The sequence below is a fragment of the Leptolyngbya sp. PL-A3 genome, from assembly GCF_039962325.1.
GTDB lineage: Bacteria > Cyanobacteriota > Cyanobacteriia > Elainellales > Elainellaceae > Vacuolonema.
In genome coordinates this window covers 173,719-187,193 of record NZ_JAMPLB010000001.1, presented here as the reverse complement: position 1 = coordinate 187,193, position 13,475 = coordinate 173,719, and the positions used below count along the sequence as shown (strand labels likewise).

Sequence of the window (13,475 nt, the reverse complement as noted above, 5' to 3'; positions counted from 1 at the left end):
CCCTTTATTTCCTTAAAGTCTTTGTGCAGCTAGCTCATGAGATTTCTAAGCTCTCTATAGCTTCTGTTAATCTTTGTCTAATGGGGATGGTAGCGGCTTCTCTGTAAGCTTTTCCGAAGATTTTCCCTGATTCTTTGGCATTCATTAAGTTTCGTTCTAAAATTTCTACAATCAAAGCTACTCTGTCCAGGTCTGCTACCCCTGCGAGGTCTATGGATTTTTCTACAGCCATACTGAACTCTCGTCGCTCCAATCCCCAGGGATCTACGGACTTGAACGGAGCTTGCGGTACAGAACAACGGTTTCGCGATCGCTACCAAGTCATTAAAGCCTTAGGAAGAGGGGGCTTTGGGGTAACGTTCCTGGCCCAGGATATGCTACTTCCTGGAAATCCCTATTGCGTTATCAAACAGTTGTGCCCCAAGGTAAACAACGATGTTGCCATCAAGCGAGCCTGCGAACGATTTGAGCGAGAAGCAAAAATTCTCAGCCAACTGGGTAGCCATGCCCAAATTCCACGCTTGCTGGATTATTTTCAGGTAGATGGAGAGTTTTACCTTGTACAGGAATATGTACCAGGTAACACCCTAGCCAAGGAAATTAAAAAGAACGGCCCTCAATCCGAAAGCTACGTTAAACGCTTTCTACGAGAGATTCTTCCGATTCTTGATTATGTCCATAAGCAGCAGGTTATTCACCGGGATATCAAACCCCCTAACATCATTCGCTGCGATGATGACGGTCGCCTCGTTTTAATTGACTTTGGTGCTGTTAAAGAAGAGATTGTTGAAAATGACCGTACAGGCGGCGGCATGACCACACAATTTGTGGGTACTCTGGGCTTTGCTCCACCCGAGCAGTTGGCAATGCGGCCCACCTTCTCCAGCGACATTTATGCGGTCGGTGTCACTTGCCTCTATCTCCTCACAGGCAAGCCTCCCATGGAGTTTGACTACGACCCCTTGACCGGCGAATTGCGCTGGGAACAGGAAGTCTATGTTAGTGATTTCCTGGCCCGCATCCTTGACAAGATGCTGAAAGTGTCGGTGAGCGAGCGTTACCACACGGTTGAGCAAGTCCAGCGAGCCCTCGAACTGGAATCCTACATGGACAACCTGGCGGATTGCATGACAACTAAACGCCAGTTGACTGACAGTGTAGAAGAAGACTCCTCCTCTTCGAGCTATTCCCCCTTCTCAAGAACTGCAGAACAAATTCGGCAGTGGCGCTCCCGACTACGCCAACATCAAAAAAAACAACGGAAAGATCTGCTCGGCTCTGAGTACAACTCTCGCCGGTATCCCTCTTAGAGAGTTTTTGCCTAAGAATTTACCCAGGATGTTGGTGCTTTGCCCGTTTTGCGGGCAAAGCACCAACATCCTGGGTAAATTCATTGCTGAAAATCTCCTTAACTGCAAACTTATTTCTTCTTGGATGATCTAAAGTACCGGCTGAGCAGGTACTTTACAGAAAATACCCTTGTTTTTGAGCAATCCTATAAGCTGAAGTGCCCATTTTTGCGTACACTAAGCGCACGCAAAAATCGGAGTTTTATAGGGCTTACGCATTCTTGTTGTGTGATGAAAGCACACAGTACATAACAAGAATGCGTAAGCCCTGTTTTGTTTAGGGACGCCTAGTTTAGGGCAAAAAGAGAAGGCAGGTATTTTACCCTGCCCTCTCTTCTTACTCAGAGCTAGATGGCTATCAGTGGTTAGTAAACAGAGAAGGAATTTACAACCTTACGAAACTGGTCTTGAACTTTTTCCCATCGACGCTGGGTGGTTGAGAGATTGAAGGTGAAGAGCTGACCCCGACGCACAATGACACTCGCAAGGTTGTGTCGAATTTGATTCGGGAGTTTGACTTCGTACTCCAATAAGTAATAAGTTTTCCCGTCAACGTCTTTGCGATCGGCACTAATGAGTTCTGCTTGCCGCCCAGAATCGGCAGGGGCGATCGCCTGTTTCTGTAAGCGATACCCAACTTCGCTGGGAGTACCCAGATCTTCCAGAGTTTTGCCATCGGGTACGGGGTTAATGATGACACTCACGTTTTCTGTTTCTTCAATCAGGTCATGCAGCACCACATCGGGACCACCGGGTACTTTGACTGTTACCCAACCATTGGGATACAAAAACTCGTATCCATCATAGTTATCTGCATAGCTCTGCAACGTTGTTCCGACCGAACACCCCTGCAAGATAACCACCAAACTGACTAGCAGGAGAACGGCAATTCGTTTCAGCATGACCCTTGCTCTCGACAAAACTGCTTCTATTCTCCCATCTTCAGTAACTTACAAAACATTACAGATTAACGTACGTTGTACATCAATCTGTAATGCCTGATTTGGGGCGTGTTTTTCGTGCGCTTCGCGCACAAAAAACACGCGCTCATAACGAGTTTGGGTGGGTATGCCTTGGGTTTGAAACCTGGTTTCATACTCCAGAACATAGTTAAACTAATCTTCTTTAGGCTGGGCCGCACCATTCTGGGCACAGGTCTCCGTCCCAACCAAGAGGATAGAAGCCGCAGATGAGCATCGCTCGATTTTCCCCACATCCATAGGCAATGCCGTGGTAGTGAATGCAATCCTGGCATACAAGTGGACGGGTGTTTTCCGCTTCGCGAAAACCGAGTTGCGATCGCAGAATATGAAGTTTACTTTGTTGTCGATGCCAACGAGCGTGAGCTGCTTTACGAAAACAATCGTTGGCCATTTGAAAACCGGCTCGTCGGGACGCGTTCATAGGCAGTAGCACAGACTTGATCCGTGAAGAGACAGTGCGTTCAATGCGACCGAAACGTGTGGTGAAGCGTCGGTCGGCGGCCCCTGGCTATGAAATTCCTACGTATTCGCGACAGGCTCGACTGATGTGCAGTAGCCGAGACGCTCACCCCAGGAGACGTTATAGGGTTAACTACCCCTCATCTCCATGATAAACCTGAAAATTAGACAACAAAATATGGCTATGGGCTGCAAAGGGCTATAGCTACGTCAAAATTACGAAAAACTCTCTTCGGATAGAGTCTCCCACGATTTGCTATAGGAAGAAGTCGAACATAAAACTATAGTTTTATGTTCGACTTCTTCCTATAGCAAGTCTTTTTCTATGAGTAGTTTACTGAGAGCTTAGGAGGCGTTGCGATAGTGAAGGAAACGCAACATCAGCTTACTAATAAGCCTAAACACTATAGCGCTCTTCTTCCCACGGGTCACCCCGATGATGGTAGCCATTACGCTCCCAAAAGCCTGCCTCATCGTGATCGAGGAACTCTAGCCCGCGAATCCACTTCGCACTCTTCCAGGCATAGAGATGGGGAACAACTGTACGCATTGGCCCACCATGGGGCACAGGAAGGGGTTCGCCAAACAGGGTGTGGGCAAAAAAGTTTTCGTCTCGCACAAAATCTTCGAGAGGAAGATTTGTGGTGTACCCTCCATAGCAATGCTGCAACACATGGGTTGCAGTGGGAGGCACCTCAATGTGCTTCATAAAATCGGTAACTTTCACCCCAGTCCATTGCACATCCAGCTTTGACCAGGTTGTGACGCAATGAAAATCAGCGGTGAAGTCGCTCTGCGGCATCGCCATAAAATCATTCCAGTGGAATGTGGCGGGTGTGGCGAGCCCCCAAACGTGAAACTCCCAGGCGCTTTGATCTACCGATGGCGTTTCACCATAGGTGAGAACTGGGAAACCGCTCGCGAGGTGTTGGCCTGGCGGAACGCGATCGCCTAGTTCAGGATCAGGCTTGCGAAAGAACTTGCCCAGCATAGGAACTTACCCTAAAAGAGCTGCCATTACCGCCAGCATACCGGATTCGTAACTGTATGACGAATTTACTCTTCGTCTTCTTCCTCGTCAGTGGGATATACGAAGCTAGAGGAACGCCCAGTCAGAACCGACTTACCCAAAGAAAGGGCACGCTTGGCCTGAAGCTCAGCTTTCCGACGCCACGTCGCACGACGCTGATCTCGCTTAGATTTCGAGGTTTTCTTCTTAGGAACCGCCATGATGACTGCGCCTATCAAAATGTTCACAACCTTTCAAGGTTAGTGCAATGAGAGTAAAAAAACAAGGGGTAATAGAAACAGCAAGTTGTTCCTGTTACCCCTTAGCTGAAAATCCCCGAATGCCGTCATTTCATGCATTCACTTTTGGGAAGTTGCGCTATGTTTGACTGTTAGGAAATCAGCTCATCTGGCTTTGAAGTATGGATCGATCCAGCGGGCTCAGGTGGGAATCCTGTAGGCAGTTATAGGCGCGAGGGGTAGGGCATCAAAATTATGGTGAATTACTGGGCGATCGCCATTGGAATCAACCAATACGAGAACTTTCAACCGCTGACCTATGCAGAGCGGGACGCCCAGGCCATGCAACATGTTTGGGCGATGGAAGGGGGAATCCCTATTGAGCAATGTTTTCTGTTAAGTGATAACGCGACACCGGATGGGAGCAGTCAGCCTGCGCCAAACCGAGACACAATTCTGGATTTGCTAACGGATGTGTGCCAGCACCGTCTATGCCCTGATGATGTGTTGTGGTTGTTTTTTAGCGGATACGGAGCTCAATATCAGAACAAAGACTACCTCTTGCCCATGGATGCCGAGCCGACTCGGATTCCGGCCACGGCGATTGCAGTTGAAGATTTATTCGGTATCTTGCAAGCAGCTCCAACCCGTAACATTCTGACGTTGCTGGACATGAACCGTAGCCAGGGCACGCTAGGAGGTGAGGGGGCAGGGGCACAGACTCTTGAGTTAGCTCAGCATTTACAACTGCCCGTTATTCTGTCGTGTCGCCCTGAGCAGTTTTCCCATGAAACACTGCTATTACGGCAGGGTCTGTTTACCAGTGTTTTGTTAGAAGGGTTGCGAAGCTACGGCTGCCTGACACCGGAGCAGTTAGCTCAATTTTTGCGCAATCGCCTTCCTGAACTGAGTGAACACCACTGGCGGCCACGTCAAGATCCGGCCGTCGTCATTCCGGATCAGCAACGCTATCAACTGTTGCTTCCCGGCAAATCGCGCCCATCGGAGGCTCACTCATCTGCTGACGAGGATGGAGTTTTGCAATCCCCTGAACCACCCGTGGCCCCACTGCCACCACCACCGCCACCAGATATGGGCAACGGGACGGCTCCCTCCGAGGAGCAGGTGCCCGTAGAAGATGAGAAAACCTGGCAGAAGTTACTTCTGTTTGGAGGATTAACACTCCTAGCATTGTTGGCTCTGGTGGTGGTGAGAAATGGAGAAATAGTAACCCGTCCAACCACGACCCGACCGTCTCCCGGAACACAGGAGACGTTACCACCCTCTCCTAGCGTACCCCTTGGCGAATCGGGAACAGAAGCAGCTCCACAGCCATCACCCACTGATTCAGGCACACCGTCACCTACCGTTCAACCTGAACCGATCCCTGCCGCACCTCAAAATCCTGAGTTACCCCCTGTGGGCTCTGGAGGAGATGACTCATCAGGTAAAAATGATTTGGCTGCAACGGATCGTGATCGCCAGATCCTCGATAGTGCCCGAGCAACCCTTACCCGTTTCCGTAGCGACGCACCGACTAATCAGGTATCCGAGATTGGTGAAGCAATTCGTCAACTCCGACAAATTCCTCCTGGCAACCCAGTGTATGCAGAGGCACAGCAATCTCTCGATCGCTGGAGCGCCATGATTTTTGACATTGCCATTGGCCGAGCCGCTCGGCAAAATGGTGGAGATAGTGTAATTGCGGCCCAAAACTACCAGGCAGCGATCTCCGCCGCTCAACTGGTGCCGAGCGATCGCCCCGAAACTTACCGGGCAGCTATGCGCTCGATTACGGTTTGGAGCCAGAAAACCATGGATTTGGCTAATCTCAATGCATCTCAGGGAGCATTAGGTTTGGCCATTCAAGTGGCCAACTATGTACCGCCCAATACTCCCGCCTATGCAGAGGCACAACGGGCGATCGCTACCTGGCAAGCCCAGGTACAACCTCTTCCCGGAACTCAGCAAACGGCAGAGGTGCCTCCTCAATAATGTCTGGCAAACCGGACGGACGGTAGCCGTAGGAAGCAGAAATTTCTTTGGATGAAGAGGGGGGAGCCAGGCTCCCCCCTCTTCATTTATTGTTCTCCAGGAGTGAGTTCAGAACTTGACTGTAAATTGCGGGGATCAAGGGCATCTCGCAAGCCATCCCCCAGGATGTTAAAGGCCAGCACAGTTAGCACAATCAGAATTGCAGGCGACCAGACGAGCCAGGGTTGAAGAACCAGGATAGAAGCATTGGTAGCAAGGGATAGCATGTTCCCCCAGGACGGATCGGGCTGCTGAATCCCCAGCCCAATCAGGCTTAACACAGCCTCCGATACGATGAAGCTGGGAATCGTCAGAGTAGCTGAAATAATGACATACGTGGCCGTTTGGGGCAGCACATGGCGCAGGATAATGTAGAGGGAGCGGCCTCCCATCGCTTTGGCAGCCTGAACAAATGGTCTTTCCCGAATCGATAAAACTTCTCCTCGAATGACCCGAGCAATCCCAGCCCAGCTCACAAACGAGGTAATCAGCACAATCAGCAGAAAGCGTTGCGCACTGCTCAGGCCGGGAGGCAAGACGGCAGCAAGAGCGACTAATAGATAGATCGCTGGGAGAGTCATGAGAACTTCTACAATGCGCATCAAACCCGCATCGATCAAGCCTCCGAAGTAGCCTGAAATACCTCCCACTAATAATCCCAGTGGAAAGGAGATGAGAATCCCCACAATGCCAATGCTGAGGCTGATGCGACCACCGTAAACTAAACGACTGAACTGATCACGCCCCTGCTCATCTGTGCCCAATAGATTTAGCTTGCCCGGCCCCGTCGTACCAAACAGATGAAGATTACTAGGAATGCCGGGCAATAGATCGATTTCTTCAAACTTGGGTTGAGTGAGGGAAAACTGCGTGGGTAGTGGCAGACGAAGCTGCAGCCATCGGTAGGAATCTCCCTGCACGAACAGACGAATGGGGGAGGGTTGGCTGAAGTCTTGCTCAAGAGTGCGATCGCCCGTCTCCAGCTCTACCGGCCCCTGAATAGTGGGATAGACATGCGGCCCTAAGAATTGCCCATCCTGGGTGCGCCAGTGGATTTGGGTTGGTGGTAGGAGCGAACCATCCGACTGAGCAACGTAGGGATCGTAGGGTGCAACGAACTCAGCGGCGATCGCTGCCAGGTAAAAAATCAATAACACTATTGCCCCTAGCCGAGCCAGAGGATTCTTCTTCAGCTTGTGCCACCACTTCATAGGTCGTTCAGGAAAGGTCTAAGCCGGTTTGCTGCATGTAACTGAGGAGCCAATTTGCCATCGTCGCCCGCCGAGTCAGCCGGGGTACGAGTTCGCCCACCTTATAGCCTGAAAACCCCAGTTCCTCCTTTAAGAGTTGCTTGTTTTGGGCCGGAATGGCGCGTGTTAGCTTAACCGTGGCAGGACGGCTCTCGATAAAGTTGGGAGGTTCAGGATAGGCTTCACGCCACTCTGGCGAAACCTCCGAGGTTTCCCACCTTCCGAGGGTTTCGTCGTACCGATATCCTAAACCATTCCACACCAAACGATTGACGGTATCATCATCCAGTTCGTTATTGAGAATGGCCCAGATAGTTTGGCGGGTCAGGGGTGGAAGATTAGTCACAGAAATTATGAAATGGAAAGCAACACAGAGATTTATAGTACTGCTAGAGACTGCTTTAAGCGTTGTTTCTTGTGCACTTCGTACACGATAAAGCAAGCCTTTCAGCCGGCCAACCCTACTCCAGAGGCCGTCTGAGTACCGAAGAGATTTGTCTGCTGTTTGCCTTCAATTACCAGGAGTTTGATATGACATCATTTCAACCGATTCCACCGCCGCGTGGCTGGTCTCCTCCCGTCGAACCTGTTACCCCTTCCTATCACTCTACTTCGTCAGCAGAGCCCTACATTCCACCTCCGATTGGCAGTGCTCCGGCTAATCTAGTGGCCAGCCAACCTTTAACACCTGCGATTGGAGGGGCATCCTTACCACCTATCCCACCTCCCATCGGCGGCTATCCAGCTTACGCCGCCCTCCAACCGGGCTCAATTCCACCACCAATTGGCTCCAAACCCCCAGTGGCTCCCTATGCACCACCTCTAGGGGCCGACCCAGAAACACTGCTGGCTAGCCAACCCATTTCCCCACCGATTGGGTCAGCTCCAGCGGCCATGTTAGGCGGAACCATGCCACCACCGGTAGGCTGGGCTCCTTCAACACGACCGGAACATCAGATGATCCGTCCACCCATTGGTGGGCCACCAGCACCCTAACAGCAGGGGTTTCAGCAAAAAAATGACGGGAGCTTTCCCCCGTCATTTTTTGCTGAAGATTAAACTATTTTAATTGGGTCACGCGCCAGTTGAGCTTGAGGTTAATCCAGAAGTTCCAAACAGTGACAGCGGCGATCGCCAACAAGTTTGCCAGATAAGCATTTATCCCAAACACGTTAAACAGAAGATTCAGCAGCAGCACCTTTAACACCAGGCCCATCAGACAGACGATGTTGAATTTGAGGAAGCGTTTGGCGATCTGCCGCCAAGCTTGCTGTTCACGCGCGATGTCACCAAACGTCCAGCGATCGTTCCAGATAAAGTTATTGATGATGGCAAATTCAGCAGCGATAATCGCGCTGCGAGTCAACCTCAGCTCAAATACGTCGTATAGCAAGTAGAGGATACCCATATCCACAAAAACGCCGCTCGCGCCTACCATCCCAAAGCGCAAAAAGCGCCCCATGGGGAACTGAAGGTGACGGCGAATGCGCCCCAGTCTACCCAGAGCTACACGCAATCGTAATAGATGATGGAGGTAATCCAAGTACTGCCGCCAGGTCACTTTGCTTTCCCCTTCCTGACGCTCCTGGAAGACGTAGCCAACCTCCGCTACCTCGTCAATATTGCCTCGGCCTAGCACCTCAATCAGGATCTTGTAACCCAGCGGGCTGAGGGGACGTTCGGCGATCGCCTCCCGCCGCACCATAAAATAGCCACTCATGGGGTCAGAGACGCGACTTACGACATCCGGCAGGAGCACTAGTCCCACGAGCTGTGCCCCTCGCGATAAAATCCGCCGTGTCAAGCTCCAGGTGCTGACCCCACCCCCAGAAACATGGCGACTGGCCACTGCCAAATCTACCCCCGCTTGTACGGCCTTTAAAAGTTGCAGCAGGGTTTCTGGCGGATGCTGAAGATCCCCATCGATCACCCCCAAAATCTCGCCTTGGGCCACCTGCCAACCCCGAATCACCGCCGTAGATAGCCCCTTTTCTCCCTGCCGCCGCATAACCCGCAAATGTGGATACTGAGCCCTGAGGGATTCTGCGATTGCCCAGGTCTGGTCAGGGCTATCATCATCTACCACGATCAGTTCATAGCGATCGCCCAAGGTTCCTTCCAAGAGCTGGCTGAGAATCGTGACCAGGGAAGTGATGTTCTGGCTCTCGTTATAAGTAGGAATAACCAGCGAAAAGAAAACCTCCCCCGACCCCGGAGAAAAGCTCCCTGGAGTAACCGGAGGGGCAGCTGGTATAACAAGAGGGCCAGTTGGAACAGTCAGCAAAGCAATATCCGTTGGGTTTTATGGGAATAGGTGTTTCCTTTAAAGAGATTACCCAGGCCCAAACAACGGACACTACTCTAGCACCTCTGCCAGCAAAAGCAATTGCACAGCCATGAATCATCTAGGCTCAGTGCAAGGCATGGTCTAGATAATTTATGGCTGTGCAGTTTGATGCTTACTTTATAAGTGCTAGCGGCTTTGAAAAGTAAATAAGGTTCTAAGCGTAGACCTGCCGATAATAATCCTGGTATTCCTCGGAAAGCAGGGGTTGCCACCAGTCACGATTTTCCAGGTACCACTGCACAGTCTTACGGAGACCGCTTTCGACCGTTTCCTGGGGTACCCAACCCAGTTCTGTGCGGATCTTAGTGGCGTCAATGGCATATCTGCGATCGTGGCCCGGGCGATCCTTCACAAAGGTAATTAACTGTCGGGCCGGGCGAACCGGGAGGTCTTCCGCCATTTCATCCATCAGGTCACAGAGCATGCCAACCAGATCGATATTTTTCGCCTCGTTATTGCCGCCGACGTTGTAGGTTTCACCGGGCACAGCATTGTGAATGACACAGTCTAGAGCACGGCAGTGGTCACGCACATACAGCCAATCCCGTACATTTTGCCCATCCCCGTAAACAGGCAGCGGCTTGCCCAGCAGGATGTTGATACACATCAACGGAATCAACTTCTCAGGGAAGTGATAAGGGCCGTAGTTATTAGAACAGTTGGTGATCAGCGTCGGCATCCCATAAGTATGGAAGTAAGCCCGAGCCAGGTGATCACTTCCTGCTTTAGAGGCAGAATAGGGACTGTTAGGGGTATAGGGCGTAGTTTCCGTGAAGGCAGGGTCATTAGGACCCAAGCTGCCATAAACCTCGTCCGTAGACACGTGCAGAAAGCGGAATTCCTCGGGTTTGCCCTGAGCTTCCCAGTAATGGCGGAAGGCTTCTAAGAGCGTGAAGGTACCAACGACGTTGGTACGAACAAACGCATCCGGACCGAGAATAGAGCGATCCACATGGGATTCTGCGGCGAAATGGGCGATGGTGTCGATCGCCTCTTCTTGTAACAGGGCATCGATCACGGGGCGATCGCAAATATCACCATGCACAAATCGCAGGTTTGCTGTCCCTTCCAGAGGGGCCAGGGTGCTGCGATTACCAGCATAGGTGAGGGCATCCAGCACGATGACGCGATCGCCCGGATAAGTTTCACACCAGTGATGAACAAAATTGGAACCGATAAATCCGGCTCCTCCAGTGATGAGAATTGTGCGGGGGCGGCGGGCTACCTGGAGGGATTCAGTCGTCATCGTTTACCTCGTCAAGACGGTTGGGCAGTGGAACGGAAAGGAGGGCAGGGAAAAGGGTGTGAGGGGCGATCGATAGAGCCAGAAGAAATCTAACCTAGATGAGCTCGACCTGAGAATCATCGCCAACCATAAACCGCAGCGCTTTAGGCCTGCGCGGTGCTTCCACAACCTTGGCTCGCTGGCCAATTAAGCTATCAACGATGCGCTGGTGCACGTTACAAACCTGAGCACCCTGGAGCAGTACGCTGTGTTCCAGGTCAGCATGCAACAGCTTCACATCACTGGCGATGCTGCTGTAAGGGCCGATAAAGCAGTTCTCGATGTGGCAATTGTCACCAATGATGACTGGCCCTCGGACCGTGGAGTTGATGATTTGAGTACCTTTGCCAATGGTGACGCGACCGATCACCTGGCTGTTCTCATCCACAAACCCCTGGTTTACGGTCTCCACATAGCTATCCAAAATGACGCGGTTCGCTTCCAGCAAGTCATCCTTCTTCCCGGTATCCAGCCACCATCCCTGGAGCTGGTGGGCAGCAACGCCTTGGCCGCGGTTAATCAATTCCTGAATGGCGTCCGTAATCTCCAACTCACCCCGAGCGGAGGGCTGAATGCTGGCGATCGCCTCATGAATCAGGGGAGAAAACAAATAAACCCCAACCAGAGCCAGGTTTGATGGAGGTACCTTGGGCTTCTCAACCAGTTGAAGCACCCGACCTTGCTCGTCCACCTTTGCCACCCCGAAGGCTGTGGGATTCGCTACGGAGCACAGCAAAATCAGGGCATCTAGAGGTTGGGACTTGAACTTGTCCACCAGAGCCCCCAGACCGCCCTGCACCAGGTTATCTCCCAGGTACATGACGAAGGGTGCATCCCCCAGGAACGACTGGGAAATTTTAACGGCGTGAGCGAGGCCAGCAGGTTGCTCTTGCAGGATGTAAGTAATATTGACACCGAAGCGCTCACCGTTGCCTGTTTTGGCTTTCACCTCTTCCCCGGTTTCGGGGCTGATGACGATGCCAATATCTGTAATGCCAGATGCTGCGATCGCCTCCAGGCCATACCAGAGAATGGGTTTGTTAGCAACCGGAACCAACTGTTTCGCGCCCGTATAGGTCAAAGGGCGCAACCGAGTACCTTTACCACCCGACAGGATGAGTGCTTTCATAACGCTGACTCAGAGTATCTCCCTATCATTAATCCCTATCCAGCCACTTACGTACCAGTCGTTCTCTGATCTTCAAAATGAGGACATAAGCCCAAGGATTTTATGAAGCTTTGACAAATCAATCCGGAATTATATCCAGAGTCTTTTTCAAGTCTTCTACAGAGACGATAAAACCATTGGGGACTTCTTCGCCCACAACAAAGCTATAGTTCACATCCAGGCAATCAGCATAATCTTTGTAGGTGTTGTTGAAGCGATAGGGTGGTTGTAATGCCAGAAATGTTCCACCCTCAGCAATACCATAGATGCCATGGGCCATGTGGCTGCCTTCAACACTAGCAACCACCTTTGCCCCCAGAATTTTTTGCATCACTTCGGCCGCACTCAAGTTTTCCTGGTCAACGATAGTAAAGCCAACAGATTGAAAGAACTCTTCAATCGCGCTTTCATTCACCAGAGTCCGGCTCGCACCCGACTTACCTCTTCGGATAAAAACCCCGGGATGTTTTGCTTGCCCAGCCTCACCCTGCTTTAAAGAAGAACGGAAATATTCATATCGCTTTTGCTTGAAGCTATTCTGACTGTAATCATCAAACACGATCAACTCACGGCAGCGAGCCAAGCCGACAGATTTTGAATGGATTTGAAATAACTCTCGATAGCCTGCTTCATGCAAGTAGGGAGATCGGTGAACTGAAAGCTTTTGAAAGGGGCTGAAATCAATAATTGATGCCGTTACTTCATCACGTATCCAGTGACCAAAAAAGCGATTACCATACCAACCGGCAACCAATTGCGCTTCAGAGAGTTCTTCAAAGGAGCCATTTAGCCAAAGTTTATCTCGTCCTTCTTTGATGGAGTATTTCATGGCTCCTTTGTAGAAATGCCCATCAATAATTTCAATATTTCGAATCAGGTAGGCCATGGTTGGAGCATATTCTCGTTCCCCACCCTGGATCAGTTTCAATTCCCTTTCTCGATTGGTAAACTCACAAACTTCTGTGACTCTGTCCAGCATTTGTTCGAGATAAATGGATGGGCGTTTAACCTTACTCTCAGAAGGCCAGAGAACCCAACTTTTGTCACTTATTTCGGGGAGTTTCTTACGCCCCGTAAAGGAGCGAATCATGGCATTTTTCAACAAAGCTTGATTGATCATTACGGTAGATTCCATCTAGTTGAGCAGTTTGTTTAGGCTTGAAAGAATACTTTTAAAACAGACTCTAAAGTTTAAGAGGTGCCGCATAGAGCGGAATGATCTTCAAGCATCGCCACAATGGGCAATCGAAGCATACTTAGAATGCCCATTCCTGCCGCAAGCATAACCTTATTTAACCTGACGGATTAAGGGCTTTTTCAAGAGGCGCGCTTTGCGCACCCCTCGGAAAAGC

The 13,475-nt window shown here is 50.8% G+C and carries 14 protein-coding genes; 3 read left to right on the top strand and 11 right to left on the bottom strand.

Features of this window, described 5'->3' with window-relative positions:
• Positions 1–34 precede the first annotated feature (34 nt).
• Positions 35–232, bottom strand: a complete 198-nt coding sequence (locus NDI52_RS00755) for a hypothetical protein (protein ID WP_190772460.1) — start codon at positions 230–232, stop codon at positions 35–37.
• On the opposite strand from NDI52_RS00755, the gene NDI52_RS00750 reads away from it, so the two are divergent.
• Positions 213–1,310 carry a serine/threonine-protein kinase gene (locus NDI52_RS00750; RefSeq protein ID WP_190772459.1) on the top strand — a complete coding sequence of 366 codons (1,098 nt, stop codon included), beginning with the start codon at positions 213–215 and terminating at the stop codon, positions 1,308–1,310. The genes NDI52_RS00755 and NDI52_RS00750 overlap by 20 nt on opposite strands.
• Before the next feature lie 404 nt (positions 1,311–1,714).
• Here NDI52_RS00750 and psbP read toward each other — a convergent pair whose 3' ends face one another.
• From psbP to rpmF, 4 genes are all read right to left on the bottom strand, one after another.
• Positions 1,715–2,251, bottom strand: coding sequence for a photosystem II reaction center PsbP (gene psbP, locus NDI52_RS00745; RefSeq protein WP_190772458.1), 537 nt, complete (start codon positions 2,249–2,251; stop codon positions 1,715–1,717).
• 223 nt (positions 2,252–2,474) lie between these two features.
• Positions 2,475–2,753: a hypothetical protein gene (locus NDI52_RS00740; RefSeq protein WP_199307809.1), complete on the bottom strand. Its 279-nt coding sequence runs from the start codon at positions 2,751–2,753 to the stop codon at positions 2,475–2,477.
• Positions 2,754–3,188: 435 nt separating this feature from the next.
• The gene (locus NDI52_RS00735; protein WP_190772457.1) at positions 3,189–3,782 is read right to left on the bottom strand and encodes a sulfite oxidase-like oxidoreductase; all 594 of its coding nucleotides are present in this window, start codon (positions 3,780–3,782) and stop codon (positions 3,189–3,191) included.
• A gap of 65 nt (positions 3,783–3,847) precedes the next feature.
• Positions 3,848–4,021, bottom strand: a complete 174-nt coding sequence (gene rpmF, locus NDI52_RS00730) for a 50S ribosomal protein L32 (protein ID WP_190772456.1) — start codon at positions 4,019–4,021, stop codon at positions 3,848–3,850.
• 273 nt (positions 4,022–4,294) lie between these two features.
• On the opposite strand from rpmF, the gene NDI52_RS00725 reads away from it, so the two are divergent.
• Positions 4,295–6,034 (top strand): caspase family protein, encoded by a 1,740-nt coding sequence (locus tag NDI52_RS00725; RefSeq protein WP_190772455.1) that lies wholly within the window; start codon positions 4,295–4,297, stop codon positions 6,032–6,034.
• 86 nt (positions 6,035–6,120) lie between these two features.
• On the opposite strand, the gene NDI52_RS00720 is transcribed toward NDI52_RS00725, so the two are convergent.
• Complete coding sequence (locus tag NDI52_RS00720; RefSeq protein WP_190772454.1) at positions 6,121–7,284, bottom strand: ABC transporter permease; 1,164 nt, start codon at positions 7,282–7,284, stop codon at positions 6,121–6,123.
• A gap of 7 nt (positions 7,285–7,291) precedes the next feature.
• A complete protein-coding gene (locus NDI52_RS00715) occupies positions 7,292–7,669 on the bottom strand; it encodes a DUF1823 family protein (protein WP_190772453.1) in 378 nt (125 codons plus the stop codon).
• Positions 7,670–7,854: 185 nt separating this feature from the next.
• Here NDI52_RS00715 and NDI52_RS00710 point away from each other — a divergent pair, with 185 nt between their 5' ends.
• Positions 7,855–8,319 (top strand): hypothetical protein, encoded by a 465-nt coding sequence (locus NDI52_RS00710; RefSeq protein ID WP_190789382.1) that lies wholly within the window; start codon positions 7,855–7,857, stop codon positions 8,317–8,319.
• 64 nt (positions 8,320–8,383) lie between these two features.
• Here NDI52_RS00710 and NDI52_RS00705 read toward each other — a convergent pair whose 3' ends face one another.
• From NDI52_RS00705 to NDI52_RS00690, 4 genes are all read right to left on the bottom strand, one after another.
• Positions 8,384–9,607, bottom strand: a complete 1,224-nt coding sequence (locus NDI52_RS00705) for a glycosyltransferase (protein WP_199307807.1) — start codon at positions 9,605–9,607, stop codon at positions 8,384–8,386.
• A gap of 217 nt (positions 9,608–9,824) precedes the next feature.
• Positions 9,825–10,916, bottom strand: coding sequence for a dTDP-glucose 4,6-dehydratase (gene rfbB / locus NDI52_RS00700; protein WP_190772451.1), 1,092 nt, complete (start codon positions 10,914–10,916; stop codon positions 9,825–9,827).
• 94 nt (positions 10,917–11,010) lie between these two features.
• Positions 11,011–12,084 carry a glucose-1-phosphate thymidylyltransferase gene (locus NDI52_RS00695; protein ID WP_190772450.1) on the bottom strand — a complete coding sequence of 358 codons (1,074 nt, stop codon included), beginning with the start codon at positions 12,082–12,084 and terminating at the stop codon, positions 11,011–11,013.
• A gap of 118 nt (positions 12,085–12,202) precedes the next feature.
• Positions 12,203–13,243, bottom strand: coding sequence for a glycosyltransferase family 61 protein (locus NDI52_RS00690; protein WP_190772449.1), 1,041 nt, complete (start codon positions 13,241–13,243; stop codon positions 12,203–12,205).
• Between the last annotated feature and the right edge of the window lie 232 nt (positions 13,244–13,475).